Genomic DNA, 25,978 nt, shown 5'->3' with positions numbered 1-25,978 from the left:
CGACCCTGCGAGACGCCCGGCCCTGCCCCGACGAGACGATACGTCTTGCACGAGACGTCTCGTCTCGCCTAAGGTGATCGCATGACAGCTCACAAGCCCGCGCACATCGCCATGTTCTCCATCGCCGCTTCCGGGCATGTGAATCCCAGCCTGGAGGTGATCCGCGAGCTCGTCGCCCGCGGCCACCGCGTCACGTACGCGATCCCCGCGTCCTTCGCCGACAAGGTCGCGGCGGCCGGCGCCGAGCCCAAGGTCTGGGACTCGACGCTGCCCACCGACGACGATCCGGACGCCTGGGGCACGGAACTGATCGACAACATCGAGCCCTTCCTGACCGACGCCCTCCAGGCGCTGCCCCAGCTCGAGAAGCTCTACGAGGGCGATGAGCCGGACCTCGTCCTCTACGACATCACCGCGTACCCGGCCCGCGTCCTCGCGCACCGCTGGGGTGTGCCGATCGTGCAGTTCTCGCCGAACCTCGTCGCCTGGAAGGGATACGAGGAGGAGGTCGGCAAGCCGCTCTTCGATCCCCTGAAGGAGACCGGGCGCGGCAAGGCCTTCTTCGACACCTTCGCCGGGTGGATCGCCGAGAACGGCATGGACCTCTCCGTCGAGAACTTCATGGGCCGCCCCGACCGCTGCCTCGTGGTGATCCCCAAGGCGCTCCAGCCGAACGCCGACCGTGTCGACGAGTCCGTCTACACCTTCGTCGGCGCATGTCAGGGGGAGCGGGCCGAGGGGGAGTGGGTCCGGCCCGAAGGCGCCGAGAAGGTGCTGCTCGTCTCGCTCGGCTCGACCTTCACCAAGCAGCCCGGCTTCTACCGCGAGTGCGTGAAGGCCTTCGGCGAGCTGCCGGGCTGGCATGTCGTCCTGCAGATCGGCAAGCACGTCGAGGCGGCCGAACTCGGCGAGATCCCGGCCAACATCGAGGTGCACCACTGGGTGCCGCAGCTCGCCATCCTGCGCCAGGCGGACGCGTTCATCACGCACGCCGGCGCAGGCGGCAGCCAGGAGGGCCTGGCCACCGCGACCCCGATGATCGCGGTGCCGCAGGCGGTCGACCAGTTCGGGAACGCGGACATGCTCCAGGCGCTCGGCGTCGCCCGGCACATCCCGACCCAGGAGGCCACGGCCGAGGTGCTGCGCGAGGCCGTGCTCACGATCAGCGCCGACCCGGAAGTCGCCCGCAGGCTGGCCGACTTGCAGACACAGACCGCGGCCGAGGGCGGCACCAAGCGGGCGGCCGATCTGATCGAGGCCGAGCTGCCCGGCACCTGATCGCCGTGGGTGCGGCCGCCGGTTTCCCGGCGGCCGTGCCGGCGTCCTTTTTGCGGCCGCCCGGGAGCGGTGTGCGCGCCGGGAGCAGTGCGCGCGCCGGGAGTTGTCAGTGCGGGGGCTTATCGTCTGCCGCATGACGAAGACGTACGCGGCGCTCCTTCGCGGTATCAATGTCGGCGGTCGCGCCAAGGTCCCGATGGCCGAGCTGCGCACCCTGCTCACCGGCCTCGGATACGGCGAGGTCCGCACCCATCTGCAGAGCGGCAACGCGTTCTTCAGTGCCGCGGAGGGCGACGAGCGGAGCCTCGAGGCCGACCTCACGTCCGCGATCGAGCGGCACTTCGGCTTCCCCGTGGCCTGCCTGGTCCGCGACCACACGTATCTGAAGGCTGTCGCCGAGGCCTGTCCCTTCCCGGCGGCGGACCTGGAGCCCAAGCAGCTCCATGTCACGTATCTCTCGCAGCAGCCGGACCCCGGGCGGTACGCCGAGCTCGACCAGGCGGGCTTCCTGCCCGAGGAGTTCCGGCTCGGCGACCGGTGCGTCTATCTCTACGCTCCCGACGGGCTCGGCCGCTCCAAGCTGGGGGAAATCCTGTCGCGCCCGCGGATGACCAAGGGCATGATCGCTACCACGCGTAACTGGAACACCGTCACCAAGCTTGTGGAGCTGACCGATGTCTGAGCAGTCCGCCGCCGTCAGCGCTGCCATCGAAGGGGAGCTGCTGCTGCTCGACCCGGAGGTGCGCCGGGACGCGGAGCGCGTCGGGGCGCTGCTGCACGAGGAGTTCACCGAGTTCGGGGCGTCCGGGCGTTTCTGGGACCGGAAGTCGATGCTGGCGGCCATCGCCGCGACGGATTTCGACGGCGGAACGCAATTTGTCGCTTCGCATATGCGCGGAGTTCAGCTCGCCGACGACCTGGTCCAGCTCACCTTCGACACGGACAACGGCGGACGCTGCGCCCACCGCAGTTCTCTGTGGCGCCTCACTCCCGAGGGCTGGCGGCTCTGGTTCCACCAGGGGACGCTGTTCACGCCCGAGGCGTAAGAGGGGCGAGTCACCCCTGCGGCGTGAGCCCGTCAAGGCGCGCCAGTTCCTCGGCGCTCAGCCGCACCGCCCCCGCGTCCAGGTTCTCCTCCAGGTGCGCGAGCGAGCCCGTGCCCGGAGTCGGGCAGAGCACGGGGGAGTGGTGCAGCAGCCAGGCCAGGGCGATCTGGCCGGGCGTCGCGTCATGGGCGCGCGCCACCGAGGCGCACACCGGATCCTCGGTCAACGCCCCGTTGCCCAGCGGGAACCACGGCAGGAACGCGATGCCGTGCTGCTCGCACAGCTTCAGGAGCGCGTCGGAGGAACGGTCCTGGAGGTTGTAGCGGTTCTGGACCGAGGCGATCGGGACGATGTCCAGGTCGAGCGCCCGCGTCAGATCCTCGGCCGTGATCGTGTCCAGGCCGATATGACGGATCTTGCCCTCGGCCCGCAGCCCGGCCAGCGTGCCCAACTGGTCCGCGAGCGGCACCTCCGGGTCGAGACGGTGCAACTGGTAGAGGTCGATCCGGTCGACCCGCAGCCGTCGCAGACTCTCCTCGCACATCGTGCGCACCGAAGCCGGCCGCCCGTCGATGTGCCAGGCGCTCGAACTGGTCCGCACCACCCCGCCCTTGGTGGCGACCACCAGGTCCGGGGGATACGGGTGGAGCGCCTCGGCGACGAGTTCCTCGGCGAGGGCCGGGCCGTAGTTGTCGGCCGTGTCGATCAGGGTCACACCGCGCTCGACGGCCCGCCGCAGTACCGCCACGGCGTCCGCGGCCGGTCCGCGCGGGCCCCAGTAGCCGGGTCCGGTGAGCTGGGCCGTGCCGTAGCCGAGCCGCCGTACGTCCAGGTCACCACCGAGCTGAAAATGATCGATCATACGCGGACGCTATCCGACCCCACCCTGTGCGTGAGCAGCTGGGTCGTACTGCCGTCGTCCTCGCGGACGTCCTTGGTGTGCACGAAGCCGATCTTCTTCAGGACCTTGAGCGAGCGCGCGTTCTCCGCGTTCACCGTCGCGTGCACCTCGGTGAGGTGGAGAGCGTCATGGCCGTACGCCGTGAGCGCGGCGGCCAGTTCGGTGCCGAAGCCGTGTCCCCAGCTGTTCGCCGTGAGGCCGTAGACGATCTCGTGGCCGTTCAGCCAGGACTCGGGCGAGGGCTTGACCTCCGCGTGGCCGATGAAGCGGCCCTCGTGGCGCACCGCCCACACGGGGAAGCGGTCCTCGGCGTAGATCATGCTGAAGATCCGGCCGAACAGGGCGCGGTCCTCGGCGGCGGGGCGCCGTTCGGGGCCGTCCCAGAACCACTGTCCGGACGCCGCGTCCTGGAAGAGGCCCACGAAGTCGTCTTCGTCCGCCGGGACATACGGGGTCAGGACCAGGCGTTCGGTCCGCAGTTCAGGAGTCACCTGGCCGACGCTAGGCAAACCGTCGCGTCTCGGCAACCAGGTTCCGGACATGAGCCGTCACGCGGTGAGCGCCGGCTGCAGGGGCAGCGCCGTCCGGCACTCGTCGTACCGGGCGAGCAGCAGCCGCGCCACCTCGGGCGCCGGGCCGAGCACATCGGCCAGGACGTCCGCGCCCGCCTCCCGCGCACCCCGCGCGATCCGGTCCGGCAGAAAGCCCGGCGCGAGGACGTACGGAGCGACCGCGATGTTCCGTACGCCCTCGGCGCGCAGTTCCCGTACGGCGTCTTCCGTACGGGGCAGAGATGCGGAGGCGAACGCAGGCCGCACGGCACACCAACCGGTGCGCCGCCACTCCCGCGCGATTTCTGCGATCACTGCGATCGCCTCCGGGTCCGAGGAGCCCGCCGAGGCCAGGACGACCCCGGTCGAGCCGCGTTCGCCGGGGCGCACCCCGGCTTCGTACAGCCGCCGCTCGAGAGCCGAGATCAGGAGCGGCGACGGGCCCAGCACGGGCGCCTGCCGCACGCTGAGCCCCGGCAGCCGGACGGCCGCCTCGTGCAGTACGGCGGGTATGTCGGCCTTCGCGTGGAAGGCGTGCGTGAGCAGCAGCGGAAGCGCCACGACCTCCCGGGCGCCCTCGGCGGCGAGCCGCTCCAACACCCGTGGAACAGCGGGGGCGTTGAAGTCCAGGAACCCCGTCTCCACGCGCAGCCCGGGACGCTGCGCACGCACCCGGCGGACCAGGGCGTGCACGGTCCGGGCATGGCGCGGGTCGCGGCTGCCGTGGGCGATGACGAGGAGCGTGGGACCGTGAGCGGTCGTCGGGCGCATGGCGGATCAGCTCTTGGTGAGGAGGCCGCGGCTGCGCAGGACGCGGCGTTCGATGGGGGCGAAGAGCAGCAGCTCGATACCGATGCCCACGATCAGGATCAGCAGGATCGCGCTGAGCACCCAGGACATGTCCTGCAGTTCACGGCCCTGTTCGAGGAGCTGGCCGAGTCCGACGCCCAGGTCGGCGGCGTTCACGATCAGTTCCGCCGCCATCAGGGAGCGCCAGGAGAAGGCCCAGCCCTGCTTGAGGCCCGCGATGTAGCCGGGCAGCGCGGCGGGCAGCAGGACATGGCGTACGCCGTTGAGTCCCGTCGCGCCGATCACCCGGCCCGCCCGCAGATACAGCGGCGGCACCTGGTCCACGCCGGCCACCAGACCGTTGGCGATCGACGGGACCGCGCCGAGCAGCACCACCGCGTAGATGGTGGCGTCGCTCAGGCCGAACCAGATGATCGCGGCCGGCACCCAGGCGACGGAGGGCAGGGACTGAAGCCCGGAGAGGATCGGCCCGATCGCGGCGCGTACGACCTTGACGCGGGCCACGATCAGACCCAGCGGCGTACCGATCGCGACGGAGATCAGGAAGCCGAGCGCGCCACGCGACAGCGAGGTCCACACGTAGTCGAGCAGCGTGCCTTCGAGCCACTTCTCCTGGAGTGTGCGCCCCACGTCCGCGGGGCTCGGGAGCAGATAGTGCTCCTTGACCTTGAAGTGGTACGCGAGCTGCCACAGGGCGAGGACGAGCCCGATGGCCACCAGGGGAGGCAGTGCCTTGGAGAGGAACTTGCGGCCCCACGCGGTGCGTTGGGCTGTCTGTGTCTCCAGCGCGTCGAGGCCCGCCTCCAGACCGGCGAGGTCGGAGGAGTCCTTGCCGCTCTTCGTATCCGGCGTATCGGAAGTGGTCTCAGTGCTGGCCATGTCGGCGGATCTCCCCCCGCAGTTGTTCGGTGATCTCGATGGAGAGGTCGGCGACCGCGCTGTCCTCGATCCGGCGCGGCTGCGGGATCCCGACCTCCCACTCGCGGGCGATGCGCCCGGGGCGCGAGGAGAGCAGCACGACGCGCTCGGCGAGCCGCACCGCCTCGCGCACGTTGTGCGTGACGAACAGGACCGAGAGCTGTGTCTCGCGCCAGATGCGGGTCAGCTCGTCGTGCAGCACGTCCCGCGTGATCGCGTCGAGCGCGGCGAACGGCTCGTCCATCAGGAGCAGTTGGCTGTCCTGTGCGATGGCACGCGCCAGCGCGACCCGCTGACGCATACCGCCGGACAGCTCGTGCACCCGCTTGCCGTACGCGCCTTTGAGGCGGACGATCTCGAGCAGCCGTTCGGCCTCGTCGCGCCGCTCGGCCTTGGCGAGACCGCGCATCTTCAGGGCGAGTTCGATGTTCTTGCCCGCGGTGAGCCACGGGAAGAGGGCGTGCTCCTGGAACATCAGGGCGGGCCGGCCGCCCGGCACCTCGATCTCGCCGGCGCTCGGCTTGTCGAGGCCCGCGACCAGGTTGAGCAGCGTGGACTTACCGCAGCCCGAGGCCCCCAGGAGCGTGACGAATTCACCCGGCGCGACATCGAGGGTGATGTCGTCGAGCACCAACTGCTGGGCGCCCGGCCGGCCGAAGGACTTGGAGACGTGCGAGAGCCGAGCGGCGTACGAGCCGTCAACAGACGTCGACTTGTCCACTGCGGCCTCGGTGAGCGTGGCTGCCATGACCGTCACCTCCTGGGGTCTCGTGAAAGGGACTGGCTTACAAGGACTGGGGCTACAGGGACTGGGCTTACTTGGCGCCGAGACCGGCGTCGTCGACCGAGGGCTTGCCCGCGGCGCTCAGGACCTTGTTGAGCGGCCGCAGGTCGTAGATGCCGTCGAGCAGCGGGTCCTTGAGCAGTCCGGCCTTCACCGCGTGCTGGGCCTCGTCACGCAGGGTCGAGGCCAGCGGGTCGTCGAGGAACTCGACGTTCTTGAAGGCAGGGTCGAGGATGTCGGCCGGCAACGGCTTGCCGGTCTCCTCCTTGAGCACCGCGTTGATGGCCTTCTTGGCCTCGTCCGGGTTCTTGCTGATCCACGCGTTGGTGTTCACCGAGCCGCGCAGGACCGCCTCGACGACCTTCGGGTGCTTCTCCAGGAACTTCTGGCGGACGATGATGTTCGTGATCACGAACTTGCCGTCGTCCCACAGCTCGCGCTCGTCGAGCAGCACCTTGCCGCCTTCGGCGACCAGCTTGGACGCGGTCGGCTCGGGCACCCAGGCGCCGTCGATATCGCCGCTCTTGAAGGCGATCGGGGTGACCTTGTTGTCCGTACGGGCGATGTTGACGTCGCCCTTGCCGCTGGTCGCGTCGACCTTGTAGCCCTTCTCGGCCAGGTAGTTGAGGAGCGCGACGTCCTGGGTGTTGCCCAGCTGCGGGGTCGCGATCGTCTTGCCCTCGAGGTCGTCGAGCGACTTGATCTTCTTGGGGTTCACCACGAGCGAGACACCGCCGGACGCGGAGCCCGAGACGATGCGCAGGCTCTTGCCCTGGGACTTGGTGTAGCCGTTGATGGCCGGCGAGGGGCCGATCCAGCCGATGTCGATCGCGCCGGAGTTGAGCGCCTCGATCTCGGCGGGGCCCGCGTTGAAGACCTGGGACTTGACCTTGGTGCCGCCCAGTTCCTTCTGGATCAGGCCGCCTTCGCCGAGGCCGACGAGGGCGGTGCCGTGCGTGACGTTGGCGAAGTACCCGATCTTGACCTCGGAGAGGCCGTCGATCGCCTTCCCCTGGGCGACGGGCGAGGCCTTGTCGCCGCCCTTGTCCTCGGCGTTGGAGCCGTATCCGCAGGCCGTGAGGGCGAGCATCGGCAGGGTGATCGCCGCGACGGCGATGCGCTGACGTGCGGTGTTACGGGTGGAACGGGATGAACTGATGGCAGGCACGGGAGGTGATTCCTCTCGGAGGCCCGGTTCTTACGTCCCCTTGAAGTCCGGGTACGCGGCCGGGAGTTCGGCAGGTCTTCGATGTCGTCGTACGGCGAGGGCGGCGGCGCGCAGGGCGCTCGTGCGGGTCAGCGCACACATCGCGCGACACCCCCGGTACCGGCGCCCAGGGCGCCGCTGCCGACTCGGCCGCCCTCCTTCGCGAAGGTCGCGTACACGTCGATGGCCATCAGAAATCCCAACCCTCTTCGTCAGGGGCGGACTTGGTCTCGGAGCCGGACTCGTCGGGCTGTGCGAACGCCTCGCCGGACATGCCGGCCGCGAGCGTCGTCCCGTCCGCCGGGTCGATCAGGAGGAAGGACCCGGTGCGCCGCGAATCGGCGTACGAGTCGAGAGCGAGCGGTTCGGCGGTGCGGACCTTGACCCGGCCGATGTCGTTGGCGACCAGCTGCCCGGGCTCCGGGTGCTGGGAGAGGTCGTCGAGCGTGAGGCGCGACGGGATCTCCTTGACGATCGCCTTGACCGTACGGGTGGTGTGCTTGAGCAGCACGCGCTGGCCGACGGAGAGCGGCTGGTCGGCCACATGGCAGACCGTCGCCTCGATGTCCTGGCTGGTGGCCGGGGCGTCATGGGCGGGCACGATCAGATCGCCGCGCGAGATGTCGATGTCGTCCTCCAGGAGGAGCGTCACCGACTGCGGGGTCCAGGCCACGTCCACGCTCTTGCCGAGCAGGTCGATCGCGGCGATCTTCGAACTCCGCCCGGAGGGCAGGACCTTGACCTCCTCGCCGACACGGAACGTACCGGCGGCGATCTGTCCCGCGTATCCGCGGTAGTCGGGGTGCTCGGCGGTCTGCGGCCGGATGACGACCTGGACGGGGAAGCGGGCGTGGCAGGTGGCCAGGTCGTGGCTGACCGGGACGGTCTCCAGGTGCTCCAGGAAGGTGGGGCCCGGGTACCAGTCCATGTGCGCGCTGGGCTCCACCACGTTGTCGCCGGCGAGCGCGGAGATCGGGATCGCGGTGATCTCCGGGACGCCCAGCTCCTTGGCGTACGTGGTGAACTCCTCGGCGATGGCCGCGAAGACGGACTCCTCGTAGCCGACGAGGTCCATCTTGTTCACCGCGAGCACCACATGCGGCACGCGCAGCAGCGCGGCGATCGCGGCGTGGCGGCGGGTCTGCTCGACGACCCCGTTGCGGGCGTCGACCAGGATCACCGTGAGTTCGGCGGTGGAGGCCCCGGTGACCATGTTCCGGGTGTACTGCACGTGCCCGGGGGTGTCGGCCAGGATGAAACGGCGCTGGGCGGTGGCGAAGTAGCGGTAGGCCACATCGATGGTGATGCCCTGCTCGCGCTCCGCCCGCAGCCCGTCGGTGAGCAGCGCCAGGTCGGGAGCGTCCTGCCCGCGGCTCGCGGAAACCCGCTCGACGGCCTCCAGCTGGTCGGTGAGGACCGACTTGGAGTCGTGCAGCAGGCGGCCCACGAGGGTGGACTTGCCGTCGTCGACGCTCCCCGCCGTGGCGAACCGCAGCAGGGTCGTGGCCGAGAGACCTTCGATATCCGTCAACTGCTCGGTGGTGCTGGACATTTAGAAGTACCCCTCGCGCTTGCGGTCTTCCATCGCGGCCTCGGACAGCTTGTCGTCGGCGCGGGTCGCCCCTCGTTCGGTGAGCCTCGACGCGGCGATCTCGGTGATCACGGCTTCGAGCGTGGTGGCGTCGGAGTCGACGGCGCCGGTGCAGGACATGTCGCCGACGGTGCGGTAGCGCACAAGGCGCTTCACGACCGGTTCGTTGTCCTTCGGGCCGCCCCACTCACCGGCGGTCAGCCACATGCCGGAGCGCGAGAACACCTCACGCTCGTGCGCGAAGTAGATCTGCGGCAGCTCGATGCCCTCGCGGGCGATGTACTGCCACACGTCCAGCTCGGTCCAGTTGGACAGCGGGAAGACCCGCACGTGCTCGCCCGCCGCGTGCCGGCCGTTGTACAGGTTCCACAGCTCGGGCCGCTGACGGCGCGGGTCCCACTGCGAGAACTCGTCGCGCAGCGAGAACACCCGCTCCTTGGCGCGGGCCTTCTCCTCGTCGCGGCGCCCGCCGCCGAAGACCGCGTCGAACTTCTCCGCCTGGATCTTCTCGGTGAGCGGCACGGTCTGCAGCGGGTTACGGGTCCCGTCGGGGCGTTCGCGCAGCTTGCCCGCGTCGATGTACTCCTGCACCGAGGCCACATGCAGCCGCAGCCCGTGCTCGGCCACCACACGGTCGCGGTACTCGATGACCTCGGGGAAGTTGTGCCCGGTGTCCACGTGAAGGAGCGAGAACGGCACCGCGGCCGGCGCGAACGCCTTCAGCGCCAGATGCAGCATGACGATCGAGTCCTTGCCGCCGGAGAACAGGATCACCGGCCGCTCGAACTCACCCGCCACCTCACGGAAGATGTGCACCGCCTCGGACTCGAGCGCGTCCAGATGCGACAGCGCGTACGGGCTGTCGGTCTCCTCGTTCAACGAAACCACCGTCGTCACGCCAGGCCCCTTTCCCGCAGCAGCCCCAGAAGGGCCGCCGCCGACTCCGCCACGGACTGCTCATGCGCCTCGATCCGCAGATCGGGCGACTCCGGCTCCTCGTACGGGTCGTCGACGCCGGTCAGACCGGCGATCTCACCGGCCGCCTGCTTGGCGTAGAGCCCCTTCACATCGCGTTCCGAGCACACCTCGACCGGTGTGGCGACATGGACCTCGAGATACGCCGTGCCCTCCTTCTGGTGGCGTCGGCGCACCGCGTCACGGCTCTGCGCGTACGGAGCGATCACCGGGACGAGCACCAACACGCCCTGGGAGGCGAGCAGTTCGGCGACGAAGCCGATGCGCTGCACGTTGGTGTCGCGGTCCTCGCGGCTGAAGCCGAGGCCCGCGGAGAGGAACTCGCGGATCTCGTCCCCGTCGAGCACCTCGACCCGGTGGCCCTCCGGGCGCAGCAGCCCGGCCAGCTCGTAGGCGAGCGTGGTCTTGCCGGCGCTCGGCAGACCGGTGAGCCAAACAGTGGCCCCTGTCACGTCGTTCACCTCTGAAGTCGTCATCCGTGCAGCCCGCATTCCGTCTTGTTCCGGCCGGCCCAGCGGCCCGAGCGCGCGTCCTCGCCCTCGGCGACCCGGAAAGTGCAAGGCGCGCAGCCGATCGACGGATAGCCGTCCATGAGAAGCGGATTGGTCAGGACGCCGTGCTCGGCGATGTACGCCTCCACGTCGTCCTGCGTCCAGCGGGCGATGGGCGAGATCTTGACCTTCTGCCGCTTGGCGTCCCAGCCGACGACCGGGGTGTTCGCCCGGGTCGGGGACTCGTCGCGGCGCAGGCCCGTCGCCCAGGCCTGGTACGAAGTCAGGCCCTGCTCGAGCGGCTTGACCTTGCGCAGCGCGCAGCACTTGTCCGGGTCGCGGTCGTGCAGCTTCGGACCGTACTCGGCGTCCTGCTCGGCCACGGTCTGTACCGGGGTGAGCGTGATGAGGCTGACGTCCATCACCGCACCCACCGCGTCCGCGGTGCCGAGGGTCTCGGGGAAGTGGTAGCCGGTGTTCAGGAACACCACGTCCACACCGGGCATGGCGCGGGACGCGAGATGCGCGACGACCGCGTCCTCCATCGAGGAGGTGACGCAGAAGCGCGGACCGAAGGTGTCCGCCGCCCACTTGAGGATCTCCAGCGGGGTCGCGTCCTCCAGGTCGCGTCCTGCCTGCTCGGCGAGCTCCTTGAGCTCGTCGGTCGTCCGTTCTTTCTGAGCCGTGGTCATATCTCGTCCCCTCCAACGGAGTTGACTGCCTTGTCGGCGGGTCGCTGGACTCCCCGGGCGAGCAGCCCGAGGAACTTCAGCTGAAAGGCGCGGTTGCAGCTCGCGCATTCCCAGGCGCCGTGACCCGTCTCGTTCGGACGCAGGTCCTCGTCGCCGCAGTAAGGGCAGTAGAAGGGCGCGGCTCGCTCGCTCATGAGAGGTCCGCCTCCGAGGCACGGCCCGCCCAGGTGGCGAACCGCTCGCCGTCCTCGCGCTGCTCCTGGAAACGGGTCAGCACACGCTCCACGTAGTCCGGCAGCTCCTCCGAAGTGACCTTCAGACCGCGGACCTTGCGGCCGAATCCGGCCTCCAGACCGAGCGCGCCGCCCAGGTGTACCTGGTAGCCCTCGACCTGCTCGCCCTGGTCGTTGAGGACCAGCTGCCCCTTGAGACCGATGTCCGCGACCTGGATACGGGCGCAGGCGTTGGGGCAGCCGTTGATGTTGATGGTGAGCGGCTCGTCGAACTCGGGGATGCGGCGCTCGAGTTCATCGATCAGGGAGGCGCCACGCGCCTTGGTCTCGACGATCGCCAGCTTGCAGAACTCGATCCCGGTGCAGGCCATCGTGCCGCGCCGGAACGGCGAGGCGTTGACCTTCAGATCGAGCGCCTCCAGAGCGGACACCAGGGACTCGACCTGCGACTCCTCGATGTCGAGCACGATCATCTTCTGCTCGGCGGTGGTCCGAAGGCGCCCCGAGCCATGGGCCGAGGCGACCTCGGCGATCTTCGTCAGGGTGGTGCCGTCCACGCGTCCGACGCGCGGCGCGAAGCCCACGTAGAAGCGTCCGTCCTTCTGCTTGTGCACACCGAGGTGGTCGCGCCAGGTGCCGGAGGGCTGCTGCGGGGCGGGCCCGTCGATCAGCTTCCGCTGCAGATACTCGTCCTCGAGGATCTGGCGGAACTTCTCCGGACCCCAGTCGGCGAGCAGGAACTTCAGGCGGGCGCGGGTGCGCAGGCGCCGGTAGCCGTAGTCGCGGAAGATGCCGATGACACCGCCGAACACGTCCGGCACCTCGTCGAGCGGCACCCAGGCGCCGAGTCGCTGCCCCAGCTTCGGGTTGGTGGAGAGACCGCCGCCGACCCACAGGTCGAAGCCGGGTCCGTGCTCCGGGTGGTTCACGCCGACGAAGGCGATGTCGTTGATCTCGTGCGCGACATCGAGCTGGGGCGAGCCGGAGACCGCGGACTTGAACTTGCGCGGCAGATTGGAGAAGTCCGGGTTCCCGATGAAGCGGCGCTGGATCTCGTCGATGGCCGGTGTGCCGTCGATGATCTCGTCGGCGGCGATCCCCGCGACGGGCGAACCGAGGATCACACGCGGGGTGTCACCGCAGGCCTCGGTCGTGGACAGGCCGACCTCCTCGAGCCGGCGCCAGATCTCGGGCACGTCCTCGATACGGATCCAGTGGTACTGGATGTTCTGCCGGTCCGTGATGTCGGCGGTGCCGCGCGCGAACTCCTGAGAGATCTCGCCGATCACCCGCAGCTGCTCGGTGGTCAGCCGGCCGCCGTCGATCCGGACGCGCAGCATGAAGTACTTGTCGTCCAGCTCCTCCGGTTCGAGGATGGCCGTCTTTCCGCCGTCGATCCCGGGCTTGCGCTGGGTGTACAGACCCCACCAGCGCATCCGGCCGCGCAGGTCATTGGGGTCGATCGAGTCGAAACCCGTCTTGGAGTAGATCGTCTCAATACGTGTCCGCACATTGAGACCGTCGTCGTCCTTCTTGAACTGCTCGTTCCCGTTGAGCGGCGTGAAGTGACCGACGGCCCACTGACCCTCGCCGCGGTGGCGTCCCGGCCGGCGGCGAGGTGCAGGTGCGGGCTTCTCGGGGGTGGCGGCCATGGGTGTCGTCCTTCAGTACAGGGTGAGCGGCTCTGACCTGCGCAATCGCGGACATTCAGGCGTACGGAAGTACGCGCGCGTCATTGCGCCAGGTCATCAAGAAGAGGTGGAGCGTGGGGAATTGCGGCGTCGTGCTGAGAGCGTCAGCGCGCCGGACAGATGGCGCTGGACACGCGGCCGAGGTCGACGTGACGCCGACTTACCAAGGCAATTCCAGCTCGAGACATGACGGAAGCGTGGCACGGGACTTTGGACCCAGTCCAGCATCGTCCGCTATATGGACATGGTTGTCCTGGATCGTGAGACAGTGTGGCCCGGGTCACCCGCAGTGCATCTGCGCAGGTCACCCGGGCCACATCGGCGCAGATCACCACTCTTGCGACGGGCGCTCGGCCTCCTCGGCGACCTTCGTGTCGAACAGGCGGAAGCCGCGTCGCGTGTAGTTGTCCATGGCGTGCTCGCCGTCCAGGCTGCAGGTGTGCAGCCACACCCGCTTCGTCGGGGCGCGGTCCGGCCAGCGGTCGGCCAGGTCCCAGGCGCGCGCGGTGCCGTACGACAGCAGATGGCCGCCGATGCGCCGGCCGCGGAAGGCCGGGAGCAGACCGAAGTAGACGATCTCCACGGCCCCCTCGTCCTGCGGATCGAGCTCCACGTAACCGGCCGGCGTCCCCTTCTCGTACGCGACCCAGGTCTCGACCCCCGGCCGCTCCAGATACCGCTGCCACTCGGCGCGGTCGAGCGACAGGCGGTCGGTCCATGCGATGTCGCCGCCGACGGAGGAGTAGAGGAACCGGCTGAACTCGGCGGACGGCACCTCGGCGCGCACGATCCGCACATCGCCCTCGGGCTCGCGCGCCGGGCGCAGATCGGCGGGGGAGGTCTGCTCCAGGGACCAGGTGGTCACAGTGATGCTCATGGCGCACAGCGAACCATGGGCCGGGCCGCTGTCCCAAAAGGGGGACGCCCGGTCCGCCAGTCGGACACTCAGTCCACTTCTCCCCGGCGCGCCCGCACCACGGATTTCGCCGTCGACTGCGGCAGCAGATCCGCGGGGTCGTGCGGCAGCATCACACGTACGTCGGTGTCCTCGCGGAAACGATACGGCCGCCCCTCCAGCAGCCCTGCCAGATAGCGCCGGACCCGGGACAGCTCGGCGCGCACGGTCACCGCACGGCCCGGGTCGCCGAACAGCTCCCCGGCGAGCGAGGACGCCGTACGCCCCGCCGGAGCCACGGCGAGCAGATAGAGCAACTCGGCGTGGCGAGGGGTCAGTTCATGGGTCCAGCCGCCCGTCTCACCGGTCACGGAGACCGTCCAGCGGCGCGGACTGCTCAGGTCGAGCACCACGACGGCGGACGCGTCGAAGGCCGCCTCGCCGGAGTCGTCCGGCCGCAGCAGCCAGCCGCCCGGCAGCGGCTCGACCCGGCACTCGCCAAGCGACGGCAGCCAGGCGCGGCCGGGCCCGAACGACTTGGGCAGGGCGAGGCGGTCGGTCGGGGCCATGCCCGTGACAGCGGCGGTCCAGCCGTTGGGGTCCACGACCACGGCCCGCCCCTTGATCCCGGCGAGCAGCGGCAGGGCGGTGGTGCGCAGCCGGTCGAGCGTGCTCAGGTGCCGCGTGCGCAGCTCGGCCTCGGCGAGCCGGGTCACCGAGTGGACCAGGGCGAGCGTCGCCGGGTGCATGGTGTCGAGCGGTCCGCTGACATCGACCACACCGATGAGACGCCCGTCCCGGGGATCGGTCACCGGGGAGCCCGCGCAGGTCCAGCTGTGGTGGGTGCGGACGAAGTGCTCGGCCGAGAACACCTGGACGGGACGCCGCGCGACCAGGGGCGTACCGACGCCGTTGGTGCCGACGGTGGACTCCCGCCAGTCCGCGCCCAGTTCGAAGCCGTGGCCGTCCGCCAGGCGCAGCACGGCCGAGGCGCCCTCGCGCCACAGGATCCGGCCCTCCGTGTCCGCGACCACCATGATGTGCTGCGCCGCGTCCGCGATGGACACCAGGCCGCGCCGCAGCTCGGGCAGCACCTCGGCGAGCGCGGAGGAGCGGCGCCGCTCCTCCAGTTCCTCCAGGGGGAGCAGTCGCGCGCGCACATCGCGGTCCGGATCCACTCCGCGGCGCAGCACCCGGCTCCAGGACTCCTCGATCACCGGCCGGGGTTCGACGGCAGGCCGCTGTCCCGAGAGCGCGGCATTCCGCACCCCCTTGAGCACCCGGGCCGCCTTGACGGAATCCATCGCCGCCAGTCCGACCAGGTCGATCGTTGCCTTCGTCACCGGAGCCTCCCACAACGCCAGTGCGCATCGTGCCTGGACCCATCGTCCACCCGTTCCCCCCGAACGAGGGGACCGGATGCGGGTTACCGAGACGATGCAACCCCTTGCAACTCTCGCGAACAAGCGCGCGGATGACCGAAAATGAACTGGCCGCCGCTTCTGCGGCGTTCATGCCCTCCTGACTTACGGGGCTATGAGGGCGGGGGTGGTGCCGTGTCGGCGCAGCACCACCCCCGTCAACTGAACCGCCCGTACCAGGTCAGGGGCGTGGGCGGGTCCTAGGCCACGGGCCGCGCCCGTTCGACGACCGCCTGCAGATCCAGCGTGTGCGGCAGGGTCCCGAAGGTCGATCCCCAGTCACCGCCGAGCCTCGACGCGCAGTACGCCTCCTCCACGTACGAAGGCGCGAACCGGACGAGCAGCGAACCCTGGAGCACGACTGCCATTCGTTCCACCAGCCGGCGTGCCCGTGCCTCGATACCGCTCAGATCGGCAAGTTCGGTGAGCAGCGCCTTGATCGCCGCGTCGAGCCGGTGATCGGCCCCGCGCGCAAGGCCGACCTCGCGCAGGAACGCGTCGAACGCCGCCGGTTCGCGCTGCAGCACCCGCAGCACGTCGAGCGCCTGGACGCTGCCGGCGCCCTCCCAGATCGAGTTGAGCGGGGATTCACGCAGCAGCCGGGGCATGGGGGACTCCTCGACGTACCCGTTGCCGCCCAGGCACTCGAGCGCCTCGGCCACCAGGGGCGTACACCGCTTGGTCACCCAGTACTTGGCGACCGGTACCGCGATCCGCAGAAAGGCCCGCTCCCGCTCGCCGCTGTCGTCGTAGGCGGCGGCGAGCCGCAGCGCGAGCGTGGTCGCCGCCTCCGACTCGACCGCCAGATCGGCCAGGACATTGCGCATCAACGGCTTCTCGATCAGCACCCCGCCGAACGCGCTGCGGTACGAGGTGTGATGGACCGCCTGCGCCACGGCCTGCCGCATCAGCGCCGCCGAGCCGGTCACACAGTCGAGCCGGGTCGCCGCGACCATCTCGATGATGGTCCGCACCCCGCGCCCCTCCTCACCGACCCTGCGCGCCCACGTCCCGGCGAATTCGACCTCGGCGGACGCATTGGACCGATTGCCCAGCTTGTCCTTGAGCCGCTGGAGCGCGAACGGATTGCGCGTGCCGTCCTCGAGCACCCGGGGCACCAGGAAGCTCGTGAGCCCCCCGGGAGCCTGGGCAAGGACCAGAAAGGCGTCCGACATCGGCGCGGAGCAGAACCACTTGTGCCCGGTCAGCGCATACGTCCCGGCCTCGGCGAGCGCCTCGGCCCGGGTCGTGTTGGCGCGTACGTCGCTGCCGCCCTGCTTCTCCGTCATGCCCATGCCGACGAGCGCACCGGCCTTCTGCGCCACGGGCCTGAGCCCCTGGTCGTACACGAGCGAACCGAGCTTCGGCTCCCACTCGGCGGCTAGCGCGGGATCGGTGCGCAGCGCCGGGACGGCCGCGTGCGTCATCGACAGCGGGCATCCGTGCCCCGGTTCGACCTGCGTCCACACCAGAAAACCGGCGGCCCGCCGCACGTGACCGTGCTCACGCGTCCAGGCCCCGGTCAGACCGGCCCCGACCCCCTTCGCGAGCAGCCGGTGCCAGGCCGGATGGAACTCCACCTCGTCGATCCGGTGCCCGTAGCGGTCGTGCGTGCGCAGCCGCGGCGGGTTGCGGTCGGCCTGAACGCCCCACTCCTGGGCCTGCGTCGAACCGGCCGCACGCCCGAGCTCGCTCAGTTCCTCCCGAACGGATGCGCGGAGCCCCTCGGGCAGGTGCCGTTCGACCCCCTCCGCCAGAGCGCGGTCGGCGGCGAACACGTCGTATCCGACCAGCGGCTCGGCCTGGTTGGTGACGGTGTGGATGGGTGCGTTCATGCGGATACGGTAAGGACGTGCACCAGGCAAAAGAAACACCCGAGCGGCCGTCGGGGCGGCTCCTGCACCGGGCACGCGCCGTGTACCGGAACGTGTCCAAGCGCAGGACCGCCTGGCTGCTCCTGAAGGACACGGTCAACTCCTGTATCGAGTACCGCATTCTGGGCCTGGCAGCCGAGGCCGCGTTCTTCACGCTGCTCTCCGTGCCGCCGCTGCTGCTCAGCCTGGTCGGTCTGCTCGGGTACGTGGACGCCTGGACCGGCGCCGAGACCATCCAGTCGGTCCGCGACAACATCCTCGAAGCCGCCCGCACCGTGCTCTCCGACAAGGGCGTCACCGACATCGCCGAGCCGATCCTCGAGGATGTGCTGCACGGCGGCCGGCCCGATGTGATCTCGCTCGGCTTCATCTTCGCGCTGTGGTCGGGCTCGCGGGCGGTGACCGTGTTCATCGACACCATCACCGTGATGTACGGCCTGGACGGTGTGCGCGGGATCGTGAAGACACGGCTGCTCGCGTTCCTGCTGTTCGTCGTGGCGCTGGTGATCGGTTCGGTGGCGCTGCCGTTGATGGTGGCGGGCCCCGACGCCATTCTGCAGATCCTGCCGATGCGCGACACCGTGGTGCAGGTCCTGTACTGGCCCGTGGTCATCGTGCTCGGCATCGTCTTCCTGACCACGCTCTACCACGTGTCGGTGCCGGTGCGTTCGCCCTGGATCGAGGACGTGCCCGGCGCTCTGGTGGCACTCGGGATGTGGGTGCTCGGCAGCTTCCTGCTGCGGATCTACCTCACCAGCACCGTGGAGGGCCCGACGATCTACGGCTCGCTCGCGGCCCCGGTCGCGGTGCTCCTGTGGATCGGTGTGTCCGCCTTCGCGGTCCTCGTCGGCGCCGCCGTCAACGCGGCGATCGACCGCGTCTGGCCGTCGATCGCGACCGCCGCGGCTCGCGAGGCCAATGAGCGCATAAGGGAGGCCAAGGCCGCCGAGATGGTGGCGCGGGCCGCCGCCGCGCGGGCCGCTCAGGAGGACGACGACCCGGACGATCCCGATATGCCCTCGGAATTCCCCGAGCGCTGGGCCCAGTTCCTTCCGCCGGACGATCTCTCCTCGCGGCTGCGCACCCACGCCAAACGGCACAACGAGCAGCGCTCCCCCAAGCAGCCGCCCGCGAAGGAGTCCTCCACGAAGCAGCCGCCGGGGGAGCGCGGCCGGCCCTGAGCCCCGCTGTGGTCAGGCCTTCCACGTCCCGGCCGCCGCGTGCTCGCGTACGAAGTCCTCGAAGGTGCGCGGCTCGCGTCCGAGCACCCGCCGGATCCCGTCGTTGGTCTGCGCGTTGTGCCCGTCGAGCATGGTGTCGAAGAGCTCCACCAGGAACGCCACCTCCGGTTCGGGCAGCCCCATCTCGACGAGGATCTCACCGAAGGCCCGCCCCGGCACCGGGATGTACGGGATCTCCCGTCCCGTCGCTGCGTTGATCTCCGCCACGGCGGTACGGAACGAGTGCAGCCTCGGCCCGGTGACGTCGTACGCCTTGCCGATGTGGGCGCCGTCGGTCAGGGCGGCCACCACCACATCGGCGATGTCCCGTACGTCGATGAACGGTTCGAGCGTCTCGCCCGCCGGGAAGGCCAGCTCCCCGGTCGCCTGCACGCCCTCGTACAGATCCCCCTCACTGAACATCTGCATGAACCACGCGGCCTGCACGATCGTCCAGTCCGCCCCCGACTCCCGCAGCGCCCGCTCGGCCGGCTCGGCCTGCGGCTCACCGCGTGCGGACAGCAGGACGATCCGTCGTACTCCCTTCTCCAGCGCCTTGCTCGTGATGGCCGCGATGTCCTCGGCCGTACCCGGTGCGCCGATGTCGACGTAGTGCGCGAGGTATACGGCGTCCACTCCGTCGAGCGCCGCGTTCCAGGTGGAACGGTCCGCCCAGTCGAACGGAATCGTCGCGGACCGCGATCCGCGCCGTACCTTCAGACCCGCCTGCTCGGCGGCCTCCGCCACGACGCGTCCGGTCCTGCCGGTCGCCTGGGTCACCAAAACGGTCTGATCACTGAGGTTCTTCTTCGTCTCTGTCATGACTCAAGTGAACGGCCGTGAGGGGGTGCCCGGCCATCGCCGAAAGCCTCAGCACCATAAGCAGGAGTCTCAACTCGCCTTGCCGCATACGCTGCTTTGCATGGACGCTCTCGCAGGCTTGCTCGAAGGCCCCCGTGCCAAAGGCGCGTTCCTGATCCGGGCCTGTTTCGACCCGCCCTGGTCGGTACGGATCGAGGACGAGGCACCGGTGAGCGTGATGGTGATGCTGCGGGGCGACGGCTGGCTGATCCCGGACGTGGGCGAGAAGCTGCGGATGCGTCCCGGCGAGATCGCGATCGCCCGCGGACCCGACCCGTACACGTGCGCCGACGACCCCGGCACCGCACCGCGCGCGGTGATCCACCCCGGTGGCCGCTGCGCGGCGCCGGACGGCAGCGAGATGAAGGACTACATCGACCTCGGTACGCGCACCTGGGGCGGGCGGACCGACGGGGAAGCGGTCATGCTGGTCGGCACGTATCAGATGCAGGGCGAGATCAGTGCGCGGCTCCTCGACGCGCTGCCCCCGCAGTTGGTCCTGACCAAGGACATCGTCGACTGTGCGCTGATCCCCCTGGTGGCCGACGAGATCGTACGGGACGAGCCGGGCCAGGCCGTCGTCCTCGACCGGCTGCTCGACCTGCTGCTCATCGCGTCCCTGAGGGCCTGGTTCGCCCGCCCCGAGGCCGAGCCGCCCGCCTGGTACCGAGCCCTCGGGGACCCGGTCGTGGGCATCGCGCTGCGGCTCATCCAGGACGAGCCGGCGTACGCGTGGACGGTCGCCGAACTCGCCGCCAAGGCGGGCGTCTCGCGTGCGGCCCTCGCCCGCCGGTTCACGGAACTGGTCGGCGATCCGCCGATGGCCTACCTCACCGGCTGGCGCCTCGCGCTGGCCGCGGACCTCCTGCGTGACACCTCGCTCACCCTCGGTGCGATCGCCCGGAAGGTCGGCTACGGCAGCCCGTTCGCGCTGTCGACGGCGTTCAAGCGGGAGTACGGGATGAGTCCGCTGGAGCATCGGGAGGGGTAGGTGGGGTGGTGGGCCGGTCCGGCCGGGCGGGCCTTGCCGTGGGCGGCAACTGGGCGCTGCGCGCCCAGGGTGCTCCGCCGCTCCGCGGCGGTGGGTTCTGTGGGGGCTGACGCCCCCACACCCCTGGTGTGGCGCTGCGTCGCGGAGCTGTGCTTCGCGCCATCGGTGGCTGTTGCGGGGGTTCTGCCCCCGGTACCCCCGGAAGCGGGAGGGGCTTCGTTGCGTCGGTGGCTGTAGCGATGGCCCCCCGGTACCCCCGGGGGCGGGTGGTCGGGGCTTGTGCACGGCCGTGGATGCTTTCGCCTCCGGTATCCCGGGGGCCTTGTGCGGCCGGTACTCCCGGGTGTGCACAGCGGGTAGGGCCTACCCTCGAGGTATGTACAGCGAGCGGCCCTCGACGTACCCCGGTGCCGTCGTCTGGACCAACACTCCTGGTGGGCCGGGCGGTGTGTATCCCGTGCTGCCCGACGGCTGTATGGATCTGCTGTGGTCCGAGGGGCGGCTGCTCGTCGCGGGCCCCGACACCAAGGCGTACCGGCCGCAGGGCGGAACCGGCCGTTCCGTCACGGGTATCCGGTTCGCGCCGGGCACGGCCCCCGAGCTCCTCGGCGTACCGGCCCATGAACTCCTCGACCGGCGTGTCGAGTTGGCCGGCCTGTGGCCGGCCGCCCGGGTGCGCCGGCTGGCCGGACGGGTCGCAGCGGCCTCCGATCCCCGTACGGGACTTGAGGAACTCGCCCGCGCCGCCCACTCCGCGCCCGCCGATCCCGCACTCCAGTACGCGGTCCGACGACTCGGCGAAGGGGCCGCCGTCGCCGAGATCGCGGACGAGACCGGGCTCGGTGCTCGGGCGCTGCACCGCCGCTCCCTCGCGGCCTTCGGCTACGGCCCCAAGGCCCTTGCCCGGATCCTCCGCCTCCAGCGCGCCCTCGCCCTGGCCCGTTCGGGCCTGCCGCCCGCCGACACCGCCGCGGCGGCCGGATACGCCGACCAACCCCATCTCGCCCGCGACGTACGGGACTTGGCGGGCATGCCCCTCACCGCGCTGCTCGGCCTGGACCCCTGAGACCTCTCGGCGCCGAACTCCTGAGGACCCTCGCCGCGCCGAACCCCTGAAGCCGGGCCCTCGCTCACCTCCGGAGGTGAGCAGATCGACAATCCTCCGCTCACCTCCGGAGCAGATCGACCATCCTCGCCGTTCCCTCCTCGTCGGCTGCCTCGGCCGCGGAGTCGACGGCGCGCCGCATCAACTCGTAGTAGGGAAGGAGGAGTTCCGAGCTGATGCCCTGACCCTCCGCCGTGTCGAGCAGGGTCTGGTTTCCGGCGGACTGCATGGCCAGGTTGGACGCCACCCCCGTCGTGTAGTCGCCGCTCTTCAGGTGCTCGGCGGTCTGGTGCGTCGCCGGGGCCATCGCCACGAGCCAGTCGCTCAGCAGCGCGGCGAACGCCGACGGATCGATGTTCTCCTGGCGGATCAGGGCGAAGGCGTGGGTGATCCCGGCGAACATCCCCGACATGGCGCTCAGGAGCGCCACGTCATGCAGCGCCGCGAACCCCGCGTCGTCGCCGACATAAGTGGCCCCGGTGGGGACCGCGAGCGTCTCCCGGTGCTCGTCGAACAACTCCTGCGATCCGCTGTAGAAGACGTACCCGCCGGATTCCGGGACACCGATCATCGGCGGTACGGCCATGATTCCGCCGTCCAGATAGCGTGCGCCGCGCTCACGGGCCCACTCGGCACGGGCCCGCGCCTGTGCGGGGGTGCTGGTGATCAGGTTGACCACGTCCTTGCCCGCCAGGTCGGCGCCGCCCAGTGCCTCCTCCACCGAGGCGTCGTCCAGGAGGACGACGACGACCAACTGGTTCGCGGCCACCGCGGCGGCGGCGCTGTCGGCGACCTTGGCGCCCTCGGCGGCCAGCGCCTGCGCACGAGCGGCCGTGCGGTTCCAGACGGTGAGCGGATGGCCTTCGGACAGCCAGGTACGGGCGAGGGCGGTGCCCATCGCTCCCAGGCCGAGCAGGGTCACGGGGGTCTTCGCCGGTGCTTCAACAAAGTTCTCTGTCATGCCGTCAGCCTCTCCCCGGCCCGAAAGGTGATCAAGTACGCACTTGGGAGTGGGTGGTTACCCTGTGGTGAGCGAGCAGGTGGGAGGGGTGGGGCATGACGACGCTGAACCGGCCGGGCAAGCCGGACGGACACGTGTGCGGGATCGACACCGCGATGGAGGTGATCGGCGGCAAGTGGAAGGTGCTGATCCTCTGGGCCCTCCACGACCAGCCGCACCGCCGCTTCGGCGAGCTGCGCCGCCTGGTGCCGGGCGTGACCGAGAAGGTGCTCGCCTCGCATCTGCGCGAGATGGAGGAGGACGGCATCGTGCGCCGCGTCTCCTACGACGAGGTGCCGCCCCGCGTCGAGTACTCCCTGACGGAGGACGGCACCCGCCTCAACAAGGCCCTCGAGCCGCTGGGGGAGTGGGGCCGCGAACGGGCCGCCGGCTAGGCCGGGCTCCCGACTGGGACGCCGGCCAGGCACGGCTCCCGACCGGACCGTCGGCTAAGCCCGGCCCTCGAGCGGCGCGAACAGATCCACGCCGTTGCCGTCGGGATCGAGGACGGTCGCGTACCGCTGACCCCAGAACGCGTCGAACGGTTTGAGCTCCGTGCCGGCCCCGGCCGCCGTCAGCGCCTCGAACTGCGCGTCGACGTCGGCCGCGTCCGCACACAGGAACGCGAGCCCGATGCGCCCGCCCCCGGCCGGCGGCTGCCACTCGGGCATGAAGGACCGGATCGTGGCCTCCGTGTCCAGGGCGAACCGGAGCCCGCCCGGCAGCGTCACCTCCACATGCGGCTCCTGCTCGGCCCCTTCGGCGAAGTCGAGCCCGAGCTTCCGGTAGAAGGCCACGGACGCGGCCATGTCCGAGACGACGATGCCGATCATGTCGAAACGTGGTGTGGGTGTGGTGTGCGTAGTCATGCCTCGACCGTAGGGCGGGCCGGCCCCCCGCGTATTGAACGAATCGGACACGCGCCTGTCCGGTCCCGTCGATCCACGGTTCTGGCCTGTCGGACGGGCCCGCGCTCGCCCGGCGCGTACGCGCCGGGCGCGCCCCTTCTCCCACCAGCGCACTTCGCAGGCCCCTGCGCACGTCACCTGCGGGGGCATGCGCCTGGGCATTGATCGGCATTTCGTCAACTATGGCTTTACATGATGCTGTTGTCGGTATACCGGACGGAGTTTCATATGTCCTCTGCCAGCCCCTACGCCACGAGCTGGGAAACCTACTGGGCGACAGCGGAAGCCGAAGGTCACGCCTCCTTGTGGGACACCGAGCCCGAACGGGCCAGCGCCCAGGACTGGCCGCACTTCGCCGGACTGCTGCCCGCCGGCCGGCCCCTGCTCGACCTCGGCTGCGGCAACGGGACCCAGACCCGCCACCTCGCCCGCCACCACGACCACGTCATCGGCGCGGACATCTCCGCCGCCGCGATCAGGACCGCCCGGTCCCTCGACCCCGGCCGCACCTATCTGGTGCTCGACCTCCTCGACCCGGACGCCGTGACCGCCCTGCACGAGAAGCTGGGCGACGTCAGCATCTACATGCGCACCGTCCTGCATCAGATCCACCCGGACCACCGGCCCGCCTTCGCCGCGGGCCTGCGCACCCTGCTCGGCGCGGACGGCGTGCTCGCCTGCACCGAACTCGCGCCCGCCGCCGAGCCCTACCTCCACCGACTCGTGGAACGCCATGGCCCACCGCCCGGGCTCACCCGGGTCATGGCCACCGGAGTGCGCCCCGGCAGCGTGGGGCGCGACGAAGTGCTCGACCTGCTCGGTGCCGAGGACTTCGCGGTCCTGGCCGAGGCGGACACCGCCATCCCGCTGAGCCACCGGCTCTCCACCGGTGAACGCCCCCAGGTCCCCGCCTACTTCGTGGCCCTGCGCCGCACCTCGGCGCGCCATTAGAGTCGACCGGGTGATCGATACCAGCCCGTTCGGCACCGCACCGCTGCCGACCGCACCACCCAAGGACCCCGAGGTCTGGGCCGTGCGCGGCCTGGCGGGGTATGCGCCGGTGCTCGACGCCCATGAGCACCGCAGAGCCGCGGCCTTCCGTCGTGAGGCGGACCATGAGATCTATGTGGCCGCGCACACCGCACTGCGGGTGGTGATCGGTGCCTGTCTGGGCGAGGACCCCCTGGCCGTGCGCTTCACCCGGGAGGACTGCCCGGGCTGCGGCGGTCCGCACGGCAGGCCCGCGCTCGCCGGGGCGGACGAAGGTCACGAGGCCGCAGGCCCGCAGGCCCGCCCCGGGTCCGCCGCGCCCCCGCTGCACTTCTCGCTCTCGCACACCCACGGCCTGGCTCTGATCGCTTTGGCTCCGACCCCGGTGGGCGTCGATATCGAGGCCCTTCCCGGAGTACGGACCGTGGCCGATGTGGCGAGCACCCTGCACCCGGACGAGCGCGGGTTCCTCGCGCAACTCCCCGCACAGGAACGCCCGTTCGCGTTCGCGCGCTGCTGGACCCGCAAGGAGGCCTATCTCAAGGGCACCGGGGAGGGACTGGGCGGCGGGGGTTTCGCGCGGACCGTGGTGGGAGCCGCCGCGCATCCGCTGCCGGTACCCGGCTGGACGCTCACCGACGTACGGGTGCCGCACGGGTACGCGGCCGCCGTCGCCGTACGCGACTGATGCGTGCCGTCTCCGTAGGGAACTGACACGCGCCGTCGCCGTACGCGAGCGACATGCGCGCCGTACCCGACCGGCACACGCCGTACAGTGCTGACCCGTCCCACCGCGCCGGACCCCCGCTGGAGCGCCCATGCCCCGCGTCCTGCTCTGCACCCGCACCACCGACTACCGCCACGACGCGATCCCCTCGGCGGCCGCGGCCGTGACCGCGCTGCTCGCCGAGCAGGGCAGCCGGGCCGACCTGACCGAGGACCCGAGCGCGCTCGAAGGGGACCTCGACGGCTACGCCTGCATCGTCTTCCTGCTCACCAGCGGGGACATCCTCACCCCTGCCGCACGCGGTCGCCTGCGGGCCTACGTCGAGGGCGGCGGCGGATTCGCCGGGGTGCACTCGGCCGCCTGCACCGAGTACTCCTGGCCGTACTACGGCGCCCTGCTCGGCGTCCGCTTCACCCGCCACCCCGCGTACCAGCCGGGCCGCGTCGACGTCGTCGACCGCACCCATCCGTCGACCCGTCACCTGCCGCGGCACTGGGACTTCACCGACGAGTGGTACGACTTCGACCGCCGTCCCGCCGGCGCGCGCGTCCTCGCCCACGCGGACGAGTCCTCGTACGACAGCGAAGGCGGCGGCATGGACGGCGACGGGCATCCGCTGGTGTGGTGCCGGGAGCAGGGGGCGGGGCGGGTCTTCTACACGGCGCTCGGGCACGCCGAGGAGGCCTACGCGGACGACAGGTTCCTGGCGCACCTCTCGGGCGGGCTGGCCTGGGCGGCCCGGCTCGCATGAGCGGCCCGGACGGCCCGGACTCAGCGCCCCTGCGCGCCGCCCGCCCGGACTCAGCGCCCCTGCGCGC

At 70.4% G+C, this 25,978-nt stretch carries 29 protein-coding genes; 10 read left to right on the top strand and 19 right to left on the bottom strand.

From position 1 onward, the window contains the following. The first annotated feature begins 81 nt into the window (after positions 1 to 81). The 3 genes from mgt (at position 82) to ABT367_RS02615 (ending at position 2,324) form a co-directional block, all read left to right on the top strand. Complete coding sequence (mgt, locus tag ABT367_RS02625; protein WP_352248795.1) at positions 82 to 1,278, top strand: macrolide-inactivating glycosyltransferase; 1,197 nt, start codon at positions 82 to 84, stop codon at positions 1,276 to 1,278. Positions 1,279 to 1,411: 133 nt separating this feature from the next. Then, positions 1,412 to 1,960 (top strand): DUF1697 domain-containing protein, encoded by a 549-nt coding sequence (locus tag ABT367_RS02620; protein WP_352248793.1) that lies wholly within the window; start codon positions 1,412 to 1,414, stop codon positions 1,958 to 1,960. Further along, complete coding sequence (locus ABT367_RS02615) at positions 1,953 to 2,324, top strand: DUF4440 domain-containing protein (RefSeq protein WP_352248791.1); 372 nt, start codon at positions 1,953 to 1,955, stop codon at positions 2,322 to 2,324. The genes ABT367_RS02620 and ABT367_RS02615 overlap by 8 nt, the downstream gene beginning before the upstream one ends. A 10-nt stretch (positions 2,325 to 2,334) precedes the next feature. On the opposite strand, the gene ABT367_RS02610 is transcribed toward ABT367_RS02615, so the two are convergent. The 16 genes from ABT367_RS02610 to ABT367_RS02535 all read right to left on the bottom strand — a co-directional run bounded on the left by ABT367_RS02610 (position 2,335) and on the right by ABT367_RS02535 (position 17,319). Continuing rightward, positions 2,335 to 3,186: an aldo/keto reductase gene (locus ABT367_RS02610; protein WP_352248789.1), complete on the bottom strand. Its 852-nt coding sequence runs from the start codon at positions 3,184 to 3,186 to the stop codon at positions 2,335 to 2,337. Beyond that, the gene (locus ABT367_RS02605) at positions 3,183 to 3,716 is read right to left on the bottom strand and encodes a GNAT family N-acetyltransferase (protein WP_352248787.1); all 534 of its coding nucleotides are present in this window, start codon (positions 3,714 to 3,716) and stop codon (positions 3,183 to 3,185) included. Before ABT367_RS02605 ends, ABT367_RS02610 begins: the two co-directional genes overlap by 4 nt. Before the next feature lie 57 nt (positions 3,717 to 3,773). Continuing rightward, positions 3,774 to 4,547, bottom strand: coding sequence for a sirohydrochlorin chelatase (locus ABT367_RS02600; RefSeq protein ID WP_352248785.1), 774 nt, complete (start codon positions 4,545 to 4,547; stop codon positions 3,774 to 3,776). A 6-nt stretch (positions 4,548 to 4,553) separates the two neighbouring features. Then, on the bottom strand, positions 4,554 to 5,465 hold the full coding sequence (locus ABT367_RS02595; protein WP_165330453.1) for an ABC transporter permease: 912 nt from the start codon (positions 5,463 to 5,465) through the stop codon (positions 4,554 to 4,556). Continuing rightward, positions 5,452 to 6,252 carry an ABC transporter ATP-binding protein gene (locus ABT367_RS02590; protein WP_352248783.1) on the bottom strand — a complete coding sequence of 267 codons (801 nt, stop codon included), beginning with the start codon at positions 6,250 to 6,252 and terminating at the stop codon, positions 5,452 to 5,454. The genes ABT367_RS02595 and ABT367_RS02590 overlap by 14 nt, the downstream gene beginning before the upstream one ends. A 67-nt stretch (positions 6,253 to 6,319) precedes the next feature. Then, positions 6,320 to 7,378 carry an ABC transporter substrate-binding protein gene (locus ABT367_RS02585; RefSeq protein ID WP_352248990.1) on the bottom strand — a complete coding sequence of 353 codons (1,059 nt, stop codon included), beginning with the start codon at positions 7,376 to 7,378 and terminating at the stop codon, positions 6,320 to 6,322. A gap of 307 nt (positions 7,379 to 7,685) precedes the next feature. Then, positions 7,686 to 9,047 (bottom strand): sulfate adenylyltransferase subunit 1, encoded by a 1,362-nt coding sequence (locus ABT367_RS02580; RefSeq protein WP_352248781.1) that lies wholly within the window; start codon positions 9,045 to 9,047, stop codon positions 7,686 to 7,688. After that, complete coding sequence (cysD, locus tag ABT367_RS02575) at positions 9,048 to 9,983, bottom strand: sulfate adenylyltransferase subunit CysD (protein ID WP_352248779.1); 936 nt, start codon at positions 9,981 to 9,983, stop codon at positions 9,048 to 9,050. Beyond that, positions 9,980 to 10,552 carry an adenylyl-sulfate kinase gene (gene cysC / locus ABT367_RS02570; protein WP_434975380.1) on the bottom strand — a complete coding sequence of 191 codons (573 nt, stop codon included), beginning with the start codon at positions 10,550 to 10,552 and terminating at the stop codon, positions 9,980 to 9,982. The genes cysD and cysC overlap by 4 nt, the downstream gene beginning before the upstream one ends. Beyond that, positions 10,534 to 11,244 (bottom strand): phosphoadenylyl-sulfate reductase, encoded by a 711-nt coding sequence (locus ABT367_RS02565; RefSeq protein ID WP_352248775.1) that lies wholly within the window; start codon positions 11,242 to 11,244, stop codon positions 10,534 to 10,536. The genes cysC and ABT367_RS02565 overlap by 19 nt, the downstream gene beginning before the upstream one ends. Further along, positions 11,241 to 11,438 (bottom strand): hypothetical protein, encoded by a 198-nt coding sequence (locus tag ABT367_RS02560; RefSeq protein ID WP_352248773.1) that lies wholly within the window; start codon positions 11,436 to 11,438, stop codon positions 11,241 to 11,243. The genes ABT367_RS02565 and ABT367_RS02560 overlap by 4 nt, the downstream gene beginning before the upstream one ends. Next, positions 11,435 to 13,129 (bottom strand): nitrite/sulfite reductase, encoded by a 1,695-nt coding sequence (locus ABT367_RS02555; RefSeq protein ID WP_352248771.1) that lies wholly within the window; start codon positions 13,127 to 13,129, stop codon positions 11,435 to 11,437. The genes ABT367_RS02560 and ABT367_RS02555 overlap by 4 nt, the downstream gene beginning before the upstream one ends. A 143-nt stretch (positions 13,130 to 13,272) precedes the next feature. After that, the gene (locus tag ABT367_RS02550) at positions 13,273 to 13,356 is read right to left on the bottom strand and encodes a putative leader peptide (protein WP_352248988.1); all 84 of its coding nucleotides are present in this window, start codon (positions 13,354 to 13,356) and stop codon (positions 13,273 to 13,275) included. A gap of 140 nt (positions 13,357 to 13,496) precedes the next feature. After that, positions 13,497 to 14,045, bottom strand: a complete 549-nt coding sequence (locus ABT367_RS02545) for a GNAT family N-acetyltransferase (protein WP_352248769.1) — start codon at positions 14,043 to 14,045, stop codon at positions 13,497 to 13,499. A 68-nt stretch (positions 14,046 to 14,113) separates the two neighbouring features. Beyond that, the gene (locus ABT367_RS02540) at positions 14,114 to 15,367 is read right to left on the bottom strand and encodes a GAF domain-containing protein (RefSeq protein ID WP_434975387.1); all 1,254 of its coding nucleotides are present in this window, start codon (positions 15,365 to 15,367) and stop codon (positions 14,114 to 14,116) included. Positions 15,368 to 15,684: 317 nt separating this feature from the next. Next, positions 15,685 to 17,319, bottom strand: coding sequence for an acyl-CoA dehydrogenase family protein (locus ABT367_RS02535; RefSeq protein WP_352248765.1), 1,635 nt, complete (start codon positions 17,317 to 17,319; stop codon positions 15,685 to 15,687). 17 nt (positions 17,320 to 17,336) lie between these two features. On the opposite strand from ABT367_RS02535, the gene ABT367_RS02530 reads away from it, so the two are divergent. Beyond that, complete coding sequence (locus ABT367_RS02530) at positions 17,337 to 18,539, top strand: YihY/virulence factor BrkB family protein (RefSeq protein ID WP_352248763.1); 1,203 nt, start codon at positions 17,337 to 17,339, stop codon at positions 18,537 to 18,539. A gap of 12 nt (positions 18,540 to 18,551) precedes the next feature. Here ABT367_RS02530 and ABT367_RS02525 read toward each other — a convergent pair whose 3' ends face one another. Beyond that, entirely contained in the window at positions 18,552 to 19,400 is an 849-nt protein-coding gene (locus ABT367_RS02525; RefSeq protein ID WP_352248761.1) for an NAD(P)H-binding protein, read from the bottom strand. A gap of 100 nt (positions 19,401 to 19,500) precedes the next feature. Here ABT367_RS02525 and ABT367_RS02520 point away from each other — a divergent pair, with 100 nt between their 5' ends. Together ABT367_RS02520 and ABT367_RS02515 are read left to right on the top strand one after the other, a co-directional pair. Then, entirely contained in the window at positions 19,501 to 20,430 is a 930-nt protein-coding gene (locus tag ABT367_RS02520; RefSeq protein ID WP_352248759.1) for an AraC family transcriptional regulator, read from the top strand. A 376-nt stretch (positions 20,431 to 20,806) separates the two neighbouring features. Then, entirely contained in the window at positions 20,807 to 21,496 is a 690-nt protein-coding gene (locus tag ABT367_RS02515) for a helix-turn-helix domain-containing protein (RefSeq protein WP_352248757.1), read from the top strand. A 100-nt stretch (positions 21,497 to 21,596) separates the two neighbouring features. Here the strand turns inward: ABT367_RS02515 and ABT367_RS02510 are convergent, their stop codons facing one another. After that, positions 21,597 to 22,496 carry an NAD(P)-dependent oxidoreductase gene (locus ABT367_RS02510; RefSeq protein WP_352248755.1) on the bottom strand — a complete coding sequence of 300 codons (900 nt, stop codon included), beginning with the start codon at positions 22,494 to 22,496 and terminating at the stop codon, positions 21,597 to 21,599. A gap of 95 nt (positions 22,497 to 22,591) precedes the next feature. Between ABT367_RS02510 and ABT367_RS02505 the strand changes: the two genes are divergently transcribed. After that, a complete protein-coding gene (locus tag ABT367_RS02505) occupies positions 22,592 to 22,930 on the top strand; it encodes a winged helix-turn-helix transcriptional regulator (protein ID WP_352248753.1) in 339 nt (112 codons plus the stop codon). A 54-nt stretch (positions 22,931 to 22,984) separates the two neighbouring features. Here ABT367_RS02505 and ABT367_RS02500 read toward each other — a convergent pair whose 3' ends face one another. After that, entirely contained in the window at positions 22,985 to 23,404 is a 420-nt protein-coding gene (locus ABT367_RS02500; RefSeq protein ID WP_352248751.1) for a VOC family protein, read from the bottom strand. Positions 23,405 to 23,671: 267 nt separating this feature from the next. On the opposite strand from ABT367_RS02500, the gene ABT367_RS02495 reads away from it, so the two are divergent. From ABT367_RS02495 to ABT367_RS02485, 3 genes are all read left to right on the top strand, one after another. Further along, on the top strand, positions 23,672 to 24,394 hold the full coding sequence (locus ABT367_RS02495; RefSeq protein WP_352248749.1) for a class I SAM-dependent methyltransferase: 723 nt from the start codon (positions 23,672 to 23,674) through the stop codon (positions 24,392 to 24,394). Between the two features lie 10 nt (positions 24,395 to 24,404). Further along, the gene (locus ABT367_RS02490; RefSeq protein ID WP_352248747.1) at positions 24,405 to 25,121 is read left to right on the top strand and encodes a 4'-phosphopantetheinyl transferase family protein; all 717 of its coding nucleotides are present in this window, start codon (positions 24,405 to 24,407) and stop codon (positions 25,119 to 25,121) included. 130 nt (positions 25,122 to 25,251) lie between these two features. Next, the gene (locus tag ABT367_RS02485) at positions 25,252 to 25,911 is read left to right on the top strand and encodes a ThuA domain-containing protein (protein ID WP_352248745.1); all 660 of its coding nucleotides are present in this window, start codon (positions 25,252 to 25,254) and stop codon (positions 25,909 to 25,911) included. The last annotated feature ends 67 nt before the right edge of the window (positions 25,912 to 25,978 follow it).

This window comes from Streptomyces mesophilus (assembly GCF_040300965.1).
Classification (GTDB): Bacteria; Actinomycetota; Actinomycetes; order Streptomycetales; family Streptomycetaceae; genus Streptomyces; species Streptomyces mesophilus_A.
The sequence above is the reverse complement of the archived record's forward strand: the minus strand, read 5'-3'. Positions and strand labels throughout refer to the sequence as shown.